Source organism: Type-E symbiont of Plautia stali, from assembly GCF_059731115.1.
In genome coordinates, this window is sequence record NZ_AP035906.1 from 3,779,762 (window position 1) to 3,796,368 (window position 16,607).

Consider the following 16,607-nt stretch of genomic DNA (forward strand, 5'->3'; position numbering starts at 1 on the left):
AATTGTTTATAGCTGCTAATGCTTGTGGTTGCACAATCAATATTTCCGTACACAACAAAATCGAACTCCCTGTAAAATAAACGTCAGGAAGTGTCGATTAAAAGTAATTTAATGCAAGCCGAGACAATTGATTAAAAAACACCATTTGTTATGTGAATCATGTAATTATTCTGAATATTAAATTATGCATCTGGAATGAATCGACAAAAATATACACGCAGTCTTTTCATGCCTTTGCACTAGTATGGTGAATTGAACGATTTGAGTTGAGAAAAATCTTAATTATAAAATTTATGATTGGAGTCATTCACTGGGTAAATAGCAGAATAGCGATATTTTCCGCCAATCGCTTGCCTGTAATTAAGCAAGAGATCAGGAAAATAATAAGGAGAATAATAATGACGATGAAAAGTAAATATGACTGGCCCTGAATAAAAATCACCGCGCCTGCCGCAACAGGCGCTAATTCGCTTGACGAATTATTTACCGTTCCACGCTTTCATGCGTTCTTCACGCACCTGAAGCTGTTGTTCCGGCGTCAGTTTGTTGTAGTTCTCCGCCATGCCGCTTTCCCAGTCGCCGTACAGCGGGTTAGGCAGCACGATAAATTGCGTACCAAAATGCTGATGATTGAGGCTGACGAACTGCTGACGCTGCGCATTACCCTGATGCCAGGTCGCGCCGCCAAAGTCATTCAGGTTATCGCCCACGTACAGCACCACGTTGTAGCCCGCGTTTTTAATCGCATCGAAGCGCGCCTGCTTATTGGAGTTTCCGGTGCTGAGACGCACGGTTTTGTCACTCACGCCGCTGAAGCCCAGCTTGTTGAGGTTGTCCACCGTCGCAGCGTAATCCTTCTGGTCGCGGTTTGAGACGTAGAACAGGGTGCCGCCATGGCTGTTGACGTAGTTGGCGAACTCCACCGCGCCTGGCACGGCGGTGGCCTGACGCGCCTGAGTCCAGGCTGACCAGGTTTTGCCGGAGAACGGCTGGCCGTTTTTCGCCTGCCATGCGCTATAGGCACTGTTATCGATCATAGTTTCATCGAGATCGACGATCACCGCTTTCGGCTTGCCCGCCAGCGATGGCGCAGCATCAAACGCCATGCGCGCAGTGTTAAACGCCTGCCAGCTTAATGCCTGATACTCACCGGACTGCTGGAACCAGTTCACTGCCAATACCGATTGCTGGCCGAGCTGCTGCTGCGCCTGCTGTTTGGCCGGTTGCGCGCACCCGGTCAGCAGCAGCGCAAGAATGCCGGACGCTGCCAGCAAAGAGGTGTTTTTCATCAGATCATCCTTAAGTGATTATGGTCAGTTTGTGTAAAGCTTTAAAAATGTAGCAGTTAACGTAAGCTGTGGGCAGAAGAAAGCTGCCGCCCTGTCAAAGGAGACACTTATGTCACATGCCGGACCGCGTTCAACGCTGCTTGATGCCCTGCCGTGGCTCGATTATGCCTTCCAGCCTGCGGGCCAACCGGTGCCTGCGGATGCCGCCTATGGCCAGCAGCGCCACAGCGCCCAGGTGGTGCTGGCAACCCAAAACCTGCCGCCGAAAAGCTGCGAGTCCGATGGCGTGATTGGGGAAAACCAGCTGCCGGTGGCGGTGTATACCGCTGACTGTTTGCCGGTACTGTTCGCTGATAGCGCGCAGCATCAGGTGGCGGCAGTGCACGCCGGATTGAAAGGCACGCTGAGTGGAGTGCTAAACAGTGCCATTGACGGATTGCTCAAACGTGGCGCCCGCACCGAAACGCTGCATGTCGCCATTGGCCCGGCGATTGGTCCGTGCTGTTATGAGCTGGGCAAAGATTTGGTGACGCAGATGCAGCAACGTGCAGATTTACCTGCGCTGCAGTGGGCAAGCGAGCAACCACGCAATAGCGCGGCGATTCGTCCGCAAGCGCGGGCGCATCATCAGGGCGTGTGGTTTAATTTGCCGCATCTGGCGCGAGGGTTGCTGTTACAGCGTGGCATTCCTGCCGAACAGATCGAGGTGCTGAACGTCTGCACTTATTGCATGGCGGAGTCGGGATCGAGCTATCGCTACAACACCCATTTTGACAGCGGCTATCAATCGCGATTTTCGTGGATTCGTCGCCGCGACTGAGTGGCTGCACGTCCTTGTGCAGCCCATTGCATCAGTGAATGATGGCGTTGAGTGCCAGCACACCCGCCAGGCCGAGAATCGAGATCAGCGTCTCCATCACCGTCCAGGTTTTCAGGGTTTCCACCACGCTGAGGTTGAAGTAGCCCTTAAACAGCCAGAAGCCTGGATCGTTGACGTGTGAGGCGATCACACTGCCCGAACCTACCGCCAGCACCATCAATGCTGGATCGGCATGGGTCACCGCGATGATCGGCGTGACGATCCCGGCGGTGGTGATCGCCGCAACCGTGGCCGATCCCAGCGCGATACGCAGCATCGCTGCCACCGTCCAGCACATCAGCAGTGGAGAGAGCGACGATCCCTTCATCATGTCCGCGATATAGTTGCCCACGCCGCTGTCCACCAGCACCTGCTTGAACGCACCACCCCCAGCAATAATGAAGACGATCATGGCGATGGCGGCAATCGACTCGCCGCACATATCCATCACTTCTTCCATCTTGCGGCCGTTGCGCAGACCCAGCGTCAGCACCGCAATCACCACGGCAATAAACAGCGCCACCGCCGGGTTACCGATAAACTCGAAGAACTGACGCAGCGGGTTCTCTTTTGCCGTAGTCAGCTCAAACACCGCGGCAATCGCCATCAGCACCACCGGGATGATGGCGGCAAAGATACTGATACCGAAACCTGGCATCTCTTCTTCAGTGAAGATCTTCGGGTTGTACAAGCCTTCTGGCGGTGACTTCTCAAAGCTTTTAAGGAATTTCGAGAAGATCGGACCGGCCACGATCACCGTCGGAATGGTGATGATCATGCCGTACAGCAGCGTGGTGCCAAGGTTCGCGCCAAAGATGGTGGCAATCGCGGTTGGACCGGGATGCGGCGGCAGGAAGCAGTGCGTCACCGAGAGTGCAGCCACCATCGGCACGCCGACGTACAGCAGCGGCAAACCGGCCGCCGCGACGATGGTGAACACCAGCGGCAGCAGCAGCACGAAGCCCACTTCATAGAACATCGCCAGACCAACGATCAGTCCGGTGACCACCAGCGCCCATTGCAGCCGCTCTTTACCAAAAGCAGCAATCAGGGTGGTGGCGACGCGTTGTGCCGCACCGGTATCCGAGACCAGACGCCCGAGCATGGCACCGAAGCCGAGGATCATCGCTAATCCACCGAGCGTCGAGCCGATACCTTTTTGGATCGAGGCCATCACATTGAGCGGCGTCATCCCTTCGGCAATACCGACCACCGCCGAGACAAACACCAACGCAATAAAGCCGTTGACCTTAAATACAATCATCAATACCAGCAGCAGTATCACACCCAGCACAATAATGGTTATTGGCATTTTTTATTATCCTTAGGAATACAGAGGGGTGATTAAGGTTTAGGCGCGGCCCGGCGAAAATGCCAGCCGCGCCATGGCATTACACGGCGACGCGCATACCGCCATCAACGAACAGCAAGTGACCATTCACGAAATCAGACGCGCCCGAGGCGAGGAACACCGCAGCACCGATCAGCTCTTCCGGTTTACCCCAGCGGGCGGCTGGCGTGCGTTTGGTGAGCCAACCGGTAAAGGCCGGATCGTCGGCCAGCGCCTGCGTCATTTCCGTGACGAAGTAGCCCGGTGCGATGGCGTTCACCTGGATGTTATGGCGCGCCAGCTCGACGCACATACCGCGCGTCAGCATGGTGACGGCGCCTTTGGAAGCGGCGTAAGGCGTGATGGTGTCGCGGCCCAGTTCGCTTTGCATCGAACCGATATTGATGATTTTACCGCGCTGGCGATCGACCATTTTTTTCGCCACGGTTTGAGAGACCAGGAACACCGCTGTCTGGTTAACGGCAATTACGTCATTCCAGTCCTGCTCCGGGAATTCGAGGAACGGACGGCGGCGCTGGATCCCGGCGTTGTTGACCAGAATATCAATCGGTCCCCATTCGGCTTCAATCTCATCCACCGCCTGCTGCACCTGCGCAGACTGCGTCACATCAAAGGCTTTGGCATGGGCGCGCAGGCCCAGCTCACGCAGTTTCGCCGCGCCCTGCTCTGCACCCTCTTTGGTGGTGGCGTTGACGATCACTTCCGCACCGGCTTCACCCAGGCCACGCGCCAGCAGAAAACCAATACCGCGCGCCGAACCGGTGAGTAATACACGCTTGCCTTCGAGGGAAAATAACTGACTCATCACTGCTCCTTAAAAGGTTAACTGGACTTTCGCCGCACGGGTTTTATCGCCGGCAAACTGCAAGGCCGCGTCGATGTCCTGCAAATCGTACTCACCGCTGAACAGCGGCAGCGGGTTGACCACACCGTTCGCCAGCCACTCGACGGCGGTATTGAATTCATGGGTGAAACGGAAGGAACCGACCAGCTGAATCTCTTTAGCGATCAGCGCCATGATCGGGAAATTCGGGATGGTGCCGCCCATGCCGACCTGTACCAGCGTGCCTTTGGCGCACACCACATCAAGGCAGCGCTGCAGTGAGGAAGGATGGCCAGAGGCCTCAAACGCCACATCGAAAAAGCCTTTGTCAGCCAGATACGGCGTGAAATCGCCCTCGGCGGCATGGATCACATCGGTCGCGCCCATCTGCTGCGCCATCTCCAGCGAACGCTCGCTAATGTCGCTGCATACCACAGAGGCGGCACCGCGCGCTTTCGCCGCTGCGGCAATCAGGCAGCCAATCGGACCGACGCCGGAAATGAACACGTGCTTGCCGGTAAGATCGCCCGCCTGATGCGTCGCGTGAATGCACACCGCCAGCGGCTCGGCAAACACCATCACGGTTTCATCGGCATCCTGTGGGAAAGGCACGCACTGTTTGCTGTCCACCACTTTGTACTGGGTGAAACCGCCGTCGACATGCGGCACATACATCGCACTGCCGAAGAAGCGCATGGAGGTGCACTGGTTTTCCTGATCGCGCTGGCAGTATTTGCACTCGCCGCACGGTTTGGACGGATTGACCGCCACTTTCTGATTCGGCTTCAGGTCCGGGTTGTCGCTCTCCACCACATGACCAATCACTTCATGACCGAGGATCATCGGCATTTTGACTTCGAAGCTGCCGACTTTGCCTTCCTGATAGTAATGCAGGTCAGATCCACAAATGCCGCCGCGCGTAATACGCACCAGCGTGCCTGTGCCGTCCCAATTCACCTGTTGCGGTGCGACGCTGACCTGTTTTTTCCCGGTAATCACGCAGGATTGCGTTTCGATATTCATGGTTTCCCCATTTGTTGCTGTTGCAATGGGGGCTATCAAAGCGGGATCAGAGGCTGAAAACTGTGAACCAGATCACTATAAATCATGTTACGAAATAGCTGTTACCTGGAACGTGAACTGCTCGTACAGAAGATGGAAGCGGGATCACTGTTTGCTGGGGAAAACCAAGACTCGTCTTGGGGATTAACCGCAGTGAGCTATGTCATTATCGCCGCACCCTCACCCGGGAAAGTCGTCTGGATTGAGTCTGACAGGAGTCATAACTATAGAGCTAAATCATTAGCCCTCATCTTCAAGCTGTTTCAGGGTGCACAGGTCTCTTCCCGTGCCGGGCGAAGGAGTCCGAACCTTTCGCCTGCGACCTGTCGCCCTGCTTTTTTTGAGGTTTCTCACAGCCTGAACACCGCGAATTTCCATCCCAACCAATTCCCGCTAAAGTTTACTCATCCGACCACTTTCCGAGACTGTGTTCATGACTGAGCATTACGCCCACCTGTTTGCCCCGCTGGATCTGGGATTTACCCAACTAAAGAATCGTTTTCTGATGGGCTCCATGCACACCGGGCTGGAAGAACACACTGATGGCGCCACACGATTAGCCGCGTTTTATGCGGAACGCGCGCGGGGAGGCGTGGCACTGATTGTGACCGGCGGCATCGCACCCAACCCACAGGGCGTGGTGGCACACGGCGGCGCCATCCTCAATCAGGAGAGCCAGTGCGACTGGCATCGCACCCTCACCGATGCGGTGCATGCCGAGGGCGGCAAAATCGCGCTGCAAATTCTGCATGCCGGGCGTTACAGCTATCAACGCGATTTGGTTGCGCCTTCAGCGTTGCAGGCACCGATTAACCCTTTCACGCCGCGCGAACTGAGCGATGGCGAGATTCGTCAGACCATTGCGGACTTTGCCCGGTGCGCCAGGTTGGCCCAGCAGGCCGGTTATGACGGCGTCGAGATCATGGGCTCCGAAGGTTATCTGATTAATCAGTTCCTGGTAGCGCACACCAATCATCGCGACGATGAGTGGGGCGGCGATGTGCAGCGCCGTGGTCGCTTTGCGCTGGAAGTCACGCAGGCGGTGCGCGAAGCAGTCGGCCCGGCGTTTATCATTATCTTCCGCCTGTCGATGCTCGATCTGGTGAACAACGGCAGTTCGCTGGAAGAGACGCTGACGCTGGCAAAGGCGCTGGAGCAGCGCGGTGTGACGCTGTTCAACAGCGGTATTGGCTGGCACGAAGCGCGCATCCCGACTATCGCCACTTGCGTACCGCGTGCCGGTTTTGCGTGGGTAACGCAGCATCTGCGTGAAGCGGTATCCGTCCCCGTTATTGCCACTAACCGTATCAACCATCCGCAGGTGGCGGAATCGCTGCTGCGCGATGGCATTGCCGATATGGTGTCGATGGCACGTCCGTTTCTTGCCGATGCGGCCTTTGTGCGCAAAGCGCAGGCCGGGCAGCCGGATGCCATCAACACCTGCATCGCCTGCAATCAGGCCTGTCTCGATCAGATCTTTGTCGGCAAAGTCACTTCATGTCTGGTTAATCCCCGCGCCTGCCACGAAACCCTGATGCCGGTAATCCCAGTTGAACAGCCTAAACAGATTGCGGTGGTCGGTGCTGGCCCGGCGGGCATGGCGTTCGCGCTGCAGGCGGCCGAGCGCGGCCATCAGGTCACGCTGTATGAAGCGGACGCACAGATTGGCGGCCAGTTTAATATTGCGCGTCAGATCCCCGGTAAAGAGGAGTTTAGCGAGACGCTGCGCTACTTCCGCCATCAGCTGGAGACACAGGGCGTGGCAATTCGCACCGAGCATCGCGTGAGCGCTGATGAGCTGGAAAGTGTGGATGAAGTGGTGATCGCCACCGGTATTGCGCCGCGTCAGTTGTCGATTCCCGGCATCGACCATGCCAGCGTACTCAGCTACCTCGATGTGATTCGCGATAAAAAGCCGGTCGGCCAGCGCGTCGCCATTATCGGTGCGGGCGGTATTGGCTTTGATACTGCCGAGTTTTTGCTGCATCAAAACGCGCACGAAGATTTCTATCAGAGCTGGGGCATCGATCAGAGCTTACAGGCGCGCGGCGGGTTAGTCCGTCCGCAGCCGCTGGCAGCGGATCGGCAAATCTGGCTGTTGCAACGTAAATCCGGCAAGCCCGGCGCCGGGCTGGCGAAAACCACCGGTTGGATCCATCGCGCCAGTTTGCAGGCGCACGGCGTGCAGATGTGGGGCGACGTCGAGTATCTGAAGATTGATGATGCAGGATTACACTTGCGCCATCAGGGCGAGCCGATCACGCTGGCGGTGGATAACGTGGTGATTTGTGCCGGGCAGGAACCGTTGCGTCAGCTGGCGGATGAGCTGGCCGCACGCGGTAAAGCGGTAAAGCTGATTGGCGGAGCCGATGTGGCGCAGGAGCTGGATGCTCGCCGCGCCATCGCACAGGCCACTGAGCTGGCGCTCAGCGTCTGATTAACGCAGTTTGACCGAACGCAGCACCACGAACTTGGCGTTAGACGCCACCAGCTCACAGTTGCCAAACAGCTTTTTCATTTTGACGTGATAACCGAGGTGGCGGTTGCCGACAATACGCAACTCGCCGCCGTACTGCAGGCAACGTTTGGCATCACGCAGCATTTGCCAGGCCAGATGATCGGTCACCGCGTGCTGCTGATGGAACGGCGGGTTGCACAGTACCGCGTGCAGACGATCCGACGGGAAGCCACTCAGCACGTTGTTGACGCGGAACTGACAGCGCGCCAGATCCTGCGGACGGTTTACTTCCACGTTCAGCTTACTGGACGCCACAGCCATGTAGGATTCGTCATAGAACAGCACGTCCGCCTGCGGGTTCTGCTCCAGCGCCAATAAACCAATCACGCCGTTGCCGCAGCCAAGATCGAGGATTTCCCCTTCAATATCTGACGGCAGATGCTGCATAAAGAAACGCGCACCCACGTCCAGCGATCCGCGAGAGAACACGTTAGCGTGGTTGTGAATCTGGTAAGAGGAATCGTCCAGCGGCCACACCGTGGTCTCTGACACCTCCGGCAGTTTGGGCGCGCTGTAAGTGCAGTAAATCAGGCGCGATTTCTTCCACGCCAGCGAGGTTTTGCTCTCACCGAGAATGCGATCAAACAGCTGCTGCGTGGAGTTATGAATATCTTTGGCTTTGGCCGCGCCGAGGATCAGCGTATCAGCCGTGATCACTTTGCGCAGCGCGCGCAACTGGTGCTCCAGCAGGGCCAGCGCTTTCGGGATTTTAATCAGCACGACAGCAGGCGCAGCAGGCAGCGGCGCCAGGCTATCGATAAAGTGCACCTGATCTTCATCCATCTCATTGAGACGCAGGTTCTGCTTCGCCGCCTGCTCGCTCAGCAGCGAGTCGCTGACGTGCCACACTTCACGGCCGTTCAGTCCGCAGGTCAGCGCACCAAAGCTGTCGTTGAACACCAGCACCGGTCCTTCTGGCAGTTCTTGCTGCAACAGATATTCATCGGCGGAATCCCACGCCTGTAACGGGCTTTCTTCACGCATCGGCGGGAAGCGCTGCAAGGTCAGCGTGCGATTGGTCAGTTCAAGTTGGCTCATGGAATCTCCGGCGTGGTACACTTTGCGCGATTTTCGCCCTAAAAAGGGGGCGCAGTATACTGTCTTTCGTCGGGAATCCCAATGTCATTAATCTATCTGCAGGGTTATCCTGAAAACATCCTCGAACAGGTGCAGTTGCTGATTGATAATCAGCGATTGGGCAACTTTTTGCAGGAACGCTATCCTGACACGCACAATATTGTCAGTGACCGTGCGCTGTATGATTACACCCAGGCAATCAAAAGCCGTTATATGCGCAGCGCACCGCCGATCAGCAAAGTGATCTGGGATAACAAAATCAAGGTGATGAAACATGCGCTTGGCCTGCACACCGCCATCTCGCGCGTGCAGGGCGGCAACCTGAAAGCCAAAGCCGAGATTCGTATCTCCACCTTCTTCCGTCTGGCACCGGAACCGTTCCTGCGCATGATCGTGGTGCACGAACTGGCGCACCTGAAAGAGAAGGATCACGACAAAGCGTTCTACCAACTCTGCTGCCATATGGAACCGGATTACCACCAGCTGGAGTTCGATGCGCGTCTGTGGATGACGGATCAGGCGATGCGCGGTAACGCGGCTTAAAGGAACTCCTGCGCCTTCTGAATCAAACTGGTTTTGGTCAAGGCGCCCATAAAGCGGCGCTCCTGCGGGTTGTTGAGCACCGGTAAACGCTCCAGCGTCACGCGGGCAAAGGCCTCCCAGCCTTCACGCATACTCTGGTTCTGATAAATGTACGGGAAGTTATCATCCATCACGCTGCTGACCGGGGAATCCAGGGTGATCTCCTGCGATAACACTTTGCGCGAGATGTCATGGATCGATACCACGCCCAGGAACTGCCCCGCTCTGTTGATCACATACACATAGCGTTCGCGCTTCAGCGAACTCACAGCCAGCGCCTGACCTACCGACTCTTCAGGCTGCAACGCGGCGCCGGGGATGATCAGTTGGTCAACGCGCATATTATCGAAATCAAATTTGGCTTCTGAGCGGCTAAAGTGGTTGCTCACCACCGGATAGGTGCTGGCCGATTGCAGTCGGTACACCACCATGGAAGCCAGCACCGAGGCGATCATGATCGGGAATAACAGGCTGCTGTTGAGCGTCATCTCCAGCACCATCAGCATCGCCATTAACGGCGCCTGACTCACGGCCGCTAATACCGCCGCCATACCAATCGCCGCGTAAAGCAAGGTATCGCCAACCGGCAGATGAAGTGCCACGCCCATCTGCGCCAGCGCCACGCCGAGCAGCGCACCAATCAGTAGCGAAGGGGTAAACAGACCGCCCACCGCGTTCGATCCCACCGACAGCGTGGTGGCCAGGGTTTTGAGCACCAGCAGGCCAATCAATCCGGCCAGTACATAGTGACCATCGATGATTTTCACGATCACTTCGTAGCCGTTGCCCAGAATATCGGTGGAGATCAACGCCAGCAAACCCACCGCTAAGCCGCCAAGTCCCAGACGCGCAGGCAATGACTTAACACGACCAAATAGCATTTTGCTGCGGGCAATCAACTTGATCAGCAACCAACCGGCTAAACCGGACACCAAACCAATCACGATGGTCATCAACAAACTGCTGATATCCATCTGGAACAAGGCTTCGGAGAGCGGATAAAGCGCACTGCGAAAACCGAGTGACCACATGGTCATCACCGCCACCGCCGAGGCGACAATCAGCGGGATCAGCCGCTGCAGCGCCGAGATACCAAAGGCAATTTCAGCGACAAAAATCGCTGAGGCCAGCGGCGCGTGGTACACAGAAGAGAGCCCGGCCGCTGCGGCCATCGCCACAATATCGCTGTTACGCATCTGCGGGAACCAGCGGCCCATCAGGCTGCCACTCAGCGCGGAGAGCTGCACCATCGGCCCCTCTTTACCAATCGAAGCACCGCTGCCGATACTGGCAATCGAGGAGAGTGCGCGGAACAGCGAGGTTTTGGTCGGCACCGCATCCAGGCGCGCGTTGATCACTTCGAGATAGTCGGTTTTAACCGTTTCCTGTTTCTCAATCGCCACCGCATAGCGCAGGAAGAACCCCGCCAGCACACCGCCCGCGCCCACCAGCAGCGGCCAGAAGATCCACGGCCAGACATGCATCGCCACGGTGATTTCGCTGTCGCTGTTAAACAGCAGGCGGTTAATCAAATCAATGACGCCGCGAAACGCTAAGGTCACCAGCGACGCGACGAATCCCACGGGGATAGCAATCAGCAGTGTGGTCCAGTTCAATGCATGTTTACTTCCACTCACCCGCGCGTCCCCGCTAGCTGGTTAAAAAAATGTGCCGCATCATCATATTGGAATGCGGATCGCATGATCAAATTTCGTCTGACGAACGATCCGCTGAACATGCTACTCTGCCGCTTTACTGTTGCAGGAGTACAAAGCCGTGATTCGTTTTGCCATTGTGGGAACCAACTGGATAACCCGCCAGTTTATCGACGCCGCGCATGAGACCGGCAAAATGAAGTTAAGCGGTGTCTATTCGCGCCAGCAGTCACAGGCGGATGCCTTTATCGCTGACTATCCCTGCAAACTTACCTTCACTTCCCTCGACGATTTGGCGGCCAGCCCGGAAATCGATGCGGTGTATATCGCCAGCCCGAATGCGTTACACGCTGAGCAAGCGATGTTGTTTATGTCGCACGGCAAACATGTGATTTGCGAAAAGCCGATGGCATCGAATCTGCGTGAGGCCGAGGCGATGATCGCCTGTGCGCGCCAGCATCAGGTAGTACTGTTCGAGGCGTTTAAAACTGCCAGCCTGCCGACCTTCCTGCAACTGCAGAACACCCTGCCGCAACTTGGCAAGCTGCGTAAAGCGTTGATTAACTACTGCCAGTACTCTTCACGCTATCAGCGTTATCTCGACGGCGAAAATCCCAATACCTTTAATCCGCGCTGGTCGAACGGTTCGATTATGGACATTGGCTTTTACTGCCTGGCCGCTGCCGTCACATTGTGGGGCGAACCGCAGCAGGTGAAAGCGCAGGCTTCGCTGCTGGAGAGTGGCGTCGATGCGCACGGTGTAGTGGTGCTGAGCTACGGCGATTTTGATGTCACGCTGCTGCACTCCAAGGTGAGCGATTCACTGATTCCGAGCGAAATTCAGGGCGAAGCCGGCTCACTGGTGATTGAGAAAATCTCGGAATGCCAGCAGTTGCGCTTTATCCCACGCGGTGGCGAAAGCCAGAATCTGACGCAACCGCAGCATATCAACACCATGCTGTATGAAGCCGAGGCCTTTGCCCAACGGGTTGAGCAGCGCCAGGTCGAGCATCCGGCACTGGAAGCCTCGCGCATCACAGCAAAACTGCTGACGGAAATCCGCCGCCAGACTGGCGTGGTGTTCCCGGCAGACCAGGCTTAAGTGTAAATATTGCAGAATATTTCAAACTCCCCATTGAATACCTCAGCCGTTGGACGTATCTTGGCCGCTGCAAAGGGGAGTAACTTGTAAGCTGATTGATCGTCATTACGATGCTAAACGCATCCGGTCGTCAGGCAACCCGGAATCTATTCTGAGTTGTAAGTGAGACCTTGCCGGAAGGCGAGGTTTGCTTGCAGCTTGATCAAAGCGGCTAACGTCTTCTGACTTAGCCGCTTTTTTATTTTCCGGACAGGATTACAACTATGCACACTGTAGGCACACCGTTACTCTGGGGCAGCTTCGCTGTTGTTGTGCTCATCATGCTGGCGATCGATCTCTTCTTACAGGGACGTCGCGGCGCACAAACCATGTCATTTAAGCAGGCCGCCGTTTGGTCGCTGGTGTGGATCTCCGTTTCCCTGCTGTTCAGCGCCGCTTTCTGGTGGTACCTCGAAGGCACCGCCGGCAGCGAAGTGGCGACCGCACAAACCCTCGCTTTCCTCACCGGCTACGTGCTGGAAAAAGCGCTGGCGGTGGATAACGTCTTCGTCTGGCTGATGCTGTTCAGCTACTTCGCTATTCCGGCAAACCTGCAACGCCGCGTGCTGGTGTATGGCGTGCTGGGCGCGATCGTATTGCGTACCATCATGATCTTCGCCGGCAGCTATCTGGTGACGCAGTTCAGCTGGATCCTCTACGTGTTCGGCGCTTTCCTGCTGTTCACCGGCCTGAAAATGGCGTTTGCCAAAGAAGGCGATGACGCGGCAGTGGGCGACAAACCGGTGGTGCGCTGGCTGCGTAAACATCTGCGCATGACGGATAATCTCGAAGGCGAGAAGTTCTTCACCCGCAAAAATGGCGTGCTGTTTGCCACCCCGCTACTGCTGGTGCTGATCATGGTGGAGCTAAGCGATGTGATTTTCGCGGTTGATAGTATTCCGGCGATCTTCGCAGTGACGACCGATCCCTTTATCGTCCTGACCTCGAACCTGTTCGCGATTCTCGGTCTGCGCGCCATGTACTTCCTGCTGGCGAACGTGGCTGAGCGCTTCTCAATGCTGAAATATGGCCTGGCGATTGTGCTGGTGTTTATTGGTATCAAGATGCTGATCGTCGAGTTCTACCATATTCCGGTGGGCATCTCACTGTCGGTGGTGGGCGTGATTTTGGGCGGTACTCTGCTGATTAACGCCTGGGTTAACCACAGAAACGACCAGAAACGCATCTCATCATAATCTTCTGCAGGGGCGGTAATCGCCCCTGCTTTGTTTCGCCAGCTGCAAATTTCACCTTTCATAGCTCTGTCACATTTCACATCGTCAGCAGATCAAAAAACCGATCTGCGCCGCACGTCCAGAATTATCTCTTCCCTCACCAGGACTTTTCCTTATACTCCGCCGGGCAAACCGTTTGGCGCGGAGCAACCGCGCACAACACTCATACCGCTATAAAAAGACCGAACTATGCTAAATAACTTTATTGGACGTCTGGGCGCGCTGTTCGCAGGAAGCCTGGTAAAACAAATCATGATTGGCCTGATTGCCGGCGTAGCGCTGGCGTGGTTCTCACGTGATGCCGCTCTGGCCGTAGGTCTGCTGGGTGAACTGTTCGTTCGCGCCCTGAAGGCGGTGGCCCCGCTGCTGGTGTTGGTTTTGGTGATTTCTTCGATTGCTAATCATCAACAAGGGCAGAAAACCAACATCCGTCCCATCATCATGCTCTATCTGTTGAGCACCTTCTTCGCCGCTGTGGTCGCGGTCACCTTGAGCCATCTGTTCCCGCAAACTCTGTCAATGAACGTGGGCGCAACCGAAATTTCACCGCCGTCTGGCATTACCGAAGTGCTGCACGGTCTGTTGATGAGCATGGTGGCTAACCCGATTGACGCGTTACTCAACGCCAACTACATCGGCATTCTGGTGTGGGCCATCGGCCTCGGTCTGGCTTTCCGCCATGCCAGCCCAAGCAGCAAGGCGTTTCTTACCGATGCTTCGCATGCGGCGACGTGGGTGGTGCGTTGCGTGATTCGCTGTGCGCCGCTGGGGATTTTTGGTCTGGTGGCCTCGATTCTGGCCTCAACCGGCTTTGGTGCACTTGAGGAGTACGCAACGCTGCTGGCGCTGCTGCTGGGATGCATGGCCATCATGGCATTGGTGGTGAATCCGATTCTGGTGTTCCAAAAGATTCGTCGTAACCCTTATCCGCTGGTGTTTACCTGCATCCGTGAAAGTGGCGTGACCGCCTTCTTTACCCGCAGCTCTGCCGCAAATATTCCAGTAAATATGGCGATCGCCAAACGCCTGAATCTTGATGAAGATACTTATTCTGTGTCTATTCCGCTTGGCGCGACGATCAGTATGGCGGGCGCGTCTACCACCATCACGGTGCTGACACTGGCGGCGGTACACACGCTGGGCATTTCCGTGGATGTGCCGACGGCCATTCTGCTGAGTTTTGTGGCCTCGATTTGTGCCTGTGGCGCCTCGGGTGTGGCCGGCGGTTCGCTGCTGTTGATTCCGGTCGCCTGTAACATGTTCGGGATTCCGAATGACCTGGCGATGCAGGTAGTGGCCATCGGCTTTATCATCAGCGTATTGCAGGATTCCGCCGAGACGGCGCTGAACTCTTCAACCGACATTCTGTTTACGGCAGCGGTGTGCCAGGCGGAAGCCGAGCGCGAACCGCGCACGGTGTCTGAAGCAGAATAAATTGGCATTGCACAGGGCGGCATTCATGCCGCCCTTAAGATAAGCAAGTGTGATTGTTGTCAGATGCACATCGATCGCACCTGATTTTTACAGCGTGACACCACTCTTAAATATCGCTAACTCGCGGAAATCATTGGCTTCGTTACGCGCCGGTTGACCGTTAGCAATCGCCACAATCATATCGACGAAATCGACCAGCATCTCCGGCATACTCATGCCCTCAATCAAACGTCCGGCATTAAAATCAATCCAGTGCGGTTTCTTCTCTGCCAGCTGCGAGTTGGTGGCAATCTTCACGGTAGGCACGAATCCGCCATAGGGCGTGCCGCGTCCGGTGGTGAACAACACCATATGACAACCTGCGCCCGCCAGCGCGCTGGTGGCCACCGCATCGTTTCCTGGCGCGCTCAGCAGATTGAGGCCAGGCGTGACCAGACGCTCGCCATATTTCAGTACATCCACCACCTGGCTCTGCCCGGCTTTCTGCGTGCAGCCAAGGGATTTCTCCTCCAGCGTGGTGATACCGCCCGCCTTGTTACCCGGCGATGGGTTCTCATAGATCGGCTGCTGATGGTCGATAAAGTAACGCTTGAAGTCGTTGATCATCGCCACGGTTTTATCAAAGGTGGCTTCATCCCGGCAACGGCTCATCAAAATGCGCTCTGCGCCAAACATTTCCGGTACTTCGGTCAGCACCGTAGTGCCGCCGTTGGCAATCATCTGATCGGAGAAGCAGCCCAGCATCGGGTTGGCGGTGATGCCAGAGAAACCGTCAGATCCGCCGCATTCCAGTCCGAACTTCAGTTCGCTGAGCTTGCCCGGTTGACGCTGATCGCCACGCATCACGTTGTACAGCGCATGCAGCCGTTCAAGGCCGGCTTCGACTTCGTCGTCCTGCTTCTGACACTCCATAAAGTGCACGCGGTCACTGTCGAAGCCGCCCAGCGTTTCGCGGAACACATCCACCTGATTGTTCTCACAGCCCAGGCCGATCACCAGCACCGCACCGGCATTGGGATGGCGCACCATGTTTTGCAGCATGGTGCGGGTGTTTTCATGGTCCTGACCGAGCTGAGAACAACCAAACGGATGGCTGAACAGGTGCACCCCATCGATCCCTTCTGCCTCGTTGGTCTCCTTGAGGAAGCGCGACAGAATCTGCCGGGCGATGCCGTTCACACAGCCCACCGTTGGCAGAATCCACAGCTCATTACGAATACCGACTTCACCACTGGCGCGGCGGTAAATCTGCACCTCGCGATCGCCGGCCTGAGCGGGGATATCGAGAAACTCCGGCTGGTAGTCGTACTCATCCACATCGCTCAGATTGGTGCGTGCGTTGCTGGAGTGAATGATTTCGCCAATGGCGATCGGGCGCGTGGCATGGGCAATCGGCAAGCCGTATTTGATCACCAGCGCATCCGTTGCCAGCGGCGTCAGCGCAAACTTGTGGCCCCGACCAACCTCTTGCTGCAAGGTAATAAACTGGCGATCAATTTCGACTTTGGCTTCGGCAGGTAAATCGCGCAGCGCTACCGCCACGTTGTCGCGCGAATGGATTCTTATCGCATCTTGCATAGC

Annotated in this window: 13 protein-coding genes; 6 read left to right on the forward strand and 7 right to left on the reverse strand. The window is 56.3% G+C overall.

Annotated elements, in window-relative coordinates; all coding sequences use genetic code 11:
* Window positions 1-479: 479 nt before the first annotated feature.
* Window positions 480-1,289: a 5'-nucleotidase, lipoprotein e(P4) family gene (locus AC6I8L_RS17350; RefSeq protein ID WP_058959515.1), complete on the reverse strand. Its 810-nt coding sequence runs from the start codon at window positions 1,287-1,289 to the stop codon at window positions 480-482.
* A gap of 109 nt (window positions 1,290-1,398) precedes the next feature.
* Here AC6I8L_RS17350 and AC6I8L_RS17355 point away from each other — a divergent pair, with 109 nt between their 5' ends.
* Window positions 1,399-2,109: a purine nucleoside phosphorylase YfiH/LACC1 family protein gene (locus AC6I8L_RS17355; protein WP_058959516.1), complete on the forward strand. Its 711-nt coding sequence runs from the start codon at window positions 1,399-1,401 to the stop codon at window positions 2,107-2,109.
* 31 nt (window positions 2,110-2,140) lie between these two features.
* Here the strand turns inward: AC6I8L_RS17355 and AC6I8L_RS17360 are convergent, their stop codons facing one another.
* From AC6I8L_RS17360 to idnD, 3 genes are all read right to left on the reverse strand, one after another.
* On the reverse strand, window positions 2,141-3,460 hold the full coding sequence (locus tag AC6I8L_RS17360; RefSeq protein WP_058959517.1) for a gluconate:H+ symporter: 1,320 nt from the start codon (window positions 3,458-3,460) through the stop codon (window positions 2,141-2,143).
* Window positions 3,461-3,539: 79 nt separating this feature from the next.
* The gene (gene idnO / locus AC6I8L_RS17365; protein ID WP_034830987.1) at window positions 3,540-4,304 is read right to left on the reverse strand and encodes a gluconate 5-dehydrogenase; all 765 of its coding nucleotides are present in this window, start codon (window positions 4,302-4,304) and stop codon (window positions 3,540-3,542) included.
* 9 nt (window positions 4,305-4,313) lie between these two features.
* Window positions 4,314-5,345: an L-idonate 5-dehydrogenase gene (gene idnD, locus AC6I8L_RS17370; RefSeq protein WP_034830990.1), complete on the reverse strand. Its 1,032-nt coding sequence runs from the start codon at window positions 5,343-5,345 to the stop codon at window positions 4,314-4,316.
* A gap of 472 nt (window positions 5,346-5,817) precedes the next feature.
* Between idnD and AC6I8L_RS17375 the strand changes: the two genes are divergently transcribed.
* On the forward strand, window positions 5,818-7,821 hold the full coding sequence (locus tag AC6I8L_RS17375) for an NADPH-dependent 2,4-dienoyl-CoA reductase (RefSeq protein ID WP_058959518.1): 2,004 nt from the start codon (window positions 5,818-5,820) through the stop codon (window positions 7,819-7,821).
* Here AC6I8L_RS17375 and rlmG read toward each other — a convergent pair whose 3' ends face one another.
* The gene (gene rlmG, locus AC6I8L_RS17380) at window positions 7,822-8,940 is read right to left on the reverse strand and encodes a 23S rRNA (guanine(1835)-N(2))-methyltransferase RlmG (RefSeq protein ID WP_058959519.1); all 1,119 of its coding nucleotides are present in this window, start codon (window positions 8,938-8,940) and stop codon (window positions 7,822-7,824) included. It lies immediately after the preceding gene.
* A gap of 81 nt (window positions 8,941-9,021) precedes the next feature.
* On the opposite strand from rlmG, the gene AC6I8L_RS17385 reads away from it, so the two are divergent.
* Entirely contained in the window at window positions 9,022-9,522 is a 501-nt protein-coding gene (locus tag AC6I8L_RS17385) for a M48 family metallopeptidase (RefSeq protein WP_058959520.1), read from the forward strand.
* Here the strand turns inward: AC6I8L_RS17385 and AC6I8L_RS17390 are convergent.
* Window positions 9,519-11,198, reverse strand: coding sequence for a chloride channel protein (locus AC6I8L_RS17390; RefSeq protein ID WP_058959521.1), 1,680 nt, complete (start codon window positions 11,196-11,198; stop codon window positions 9,519-9,521). The genes AC6I8L_RS17385 and AC6I8L_RS17390 overlap by 4 nt on opposite strands.
* A gap of 139 nt (window positions 11,199-11,337) precedes the next feature.
* Between AC6I8L_RS17390 and AC6I8L_RS17395 the strand changes: the two genes are divergently transcribed.
* From AC6I8L_RS17395 to sstT, 3 genes are all read left to right on the forward strand, one after another.
* On the forward strand, window positions 11,338-12,318 hold the full coding sequence (locus AC6I8L_RS17395; protein WP_058959522.1) for a Gfo/Idh/MocA family protein: 981 nt from the start codon (window positions 11,338-11,340) through the stop codon (window positions 12,316-12,318).
* Window positions 12,319-12,581: 263 nt separating this feature from the next.
* Window positions 12,582-13,553 carry a TerC family protein gene (locus AC6I8L_RS17400; RefSeq protein ID WP_058959523.1) on the forward strand — a complete coding sequence of 324 codons (972 nt, stop codon included), beginning with the start codon at window positions 12,582-12,584 and terminating at the stop codon, window positions 13,551-13,553.
* A 228-nt stretch (window positions 13,554-13,781) separates the two neighbouring features.
* A complete protein-coding gene (gene sstT / locus AC6I8L_RS17405) occupies window positions 13,782-15,026 on the forward strand; it encodes a serine/threonine transporter SstT (protein ID WP_058959524.1) in 1,245 nt (414 codons plus the stop codon).
* Window positions 15,027-15,113: 87 nt separating this feature from the next.
* Here sstT and AC6I8L_RS17410 read toward each other — a convergent pair whose 3' ends face one another.
* Window positions 15,114-16,604, reverse strand: coding sequence for a UxaA family hydrolase (locus tag AC6I8L_RS17410; protein WP_058959525.1), 1,491 nt, complete (start codon window positions 16,602-16,604; stop codon window positions 15,114-15,116).
* Window positions 16,605-16,607 lie beyond the last annotated feature (3 nt).

Excerpts from the sequence above, each read along its gene's own strand:
- AC6I8L_RS17350 (WP_058959515.1), bottom strand. The coding sequence starts at position 1,289 with ATGAAAAACACCTCTTTGCTGGCAGCGTCCGGCATTCTTGCGCTGCTG.
- AC6I8L_RS17355 (WP_058959516.1), top strand. The coding sequence starts at position 1,399 with ATGTCACATGCCGGACCGCGTTCAACGCTGCTTGATGCCCTGCCGTGG.
- AC6I8L_RS17360 (WP_058959517.1), bottom strand. The coding sequence starts at position 3,460 with ATGCCAATAACCATTATTGTGCTGGGTGTGATACTGCTGCTGGTATTG.
- idnO (WP_034830987.1), bottom strand. The coding sequence starts at position 4,304 with ATGAGTCAGTTATTTTCCCTCGAAGGCAAGCGTGTATTACTCACCGGT.
- idnD (WP_034830990.1), bottom strand. The coding sequence starts at position 5,345 with ATGAATATCGAAACGCAATCCTGCGTGATTACCGGGAAAAAACAGGTC.
- AC6I8L_RS17375 (WP_058959518.1), top strand. The coding sequence starts at position 5,818 with ATGACTGAGCATTACGCCCACCTGTTTGCCCCGCTGGATCTGGGATTT.
- rlmG (WP_058959519.1), bottom strand. The coding sequence starts at position 8,940 with ATGAGCCAACTTGAACTGACCAATCGCACGCTGACCTTGCAGCGCTTC.
- AC6I8L_RS17385 (WP_058959520.1), top strand. The coding sequence starts at position 9,022 with ATGTCATTAATCTATCTGCAGGGTTATCCTGAAAACATCCTCGAACAG.
- AC6I8L_RS17400 (WP_058959523.1), top strand. The coding sequence starts at position 12,582 with ATGCACACTGTAGGCACACCGTTACTCTGGGGCAGCTTCGCTGTTGTT.
- sstT (WP_058959524.1), top strand. The coding sequence starts at position 13,782 with ATGCTAAATAACTTTATTGGACGTCTGGGCGCGCTGTTCGCAGGAAGC.
- AC6I8L_RS17410 (WP_058959525.1), bottom strand. The coding sequence starts at position 16,604 with ATGCAAGATGCGATAAGAATCCATTCGCGCGACAACGTGGCGGTAGCG.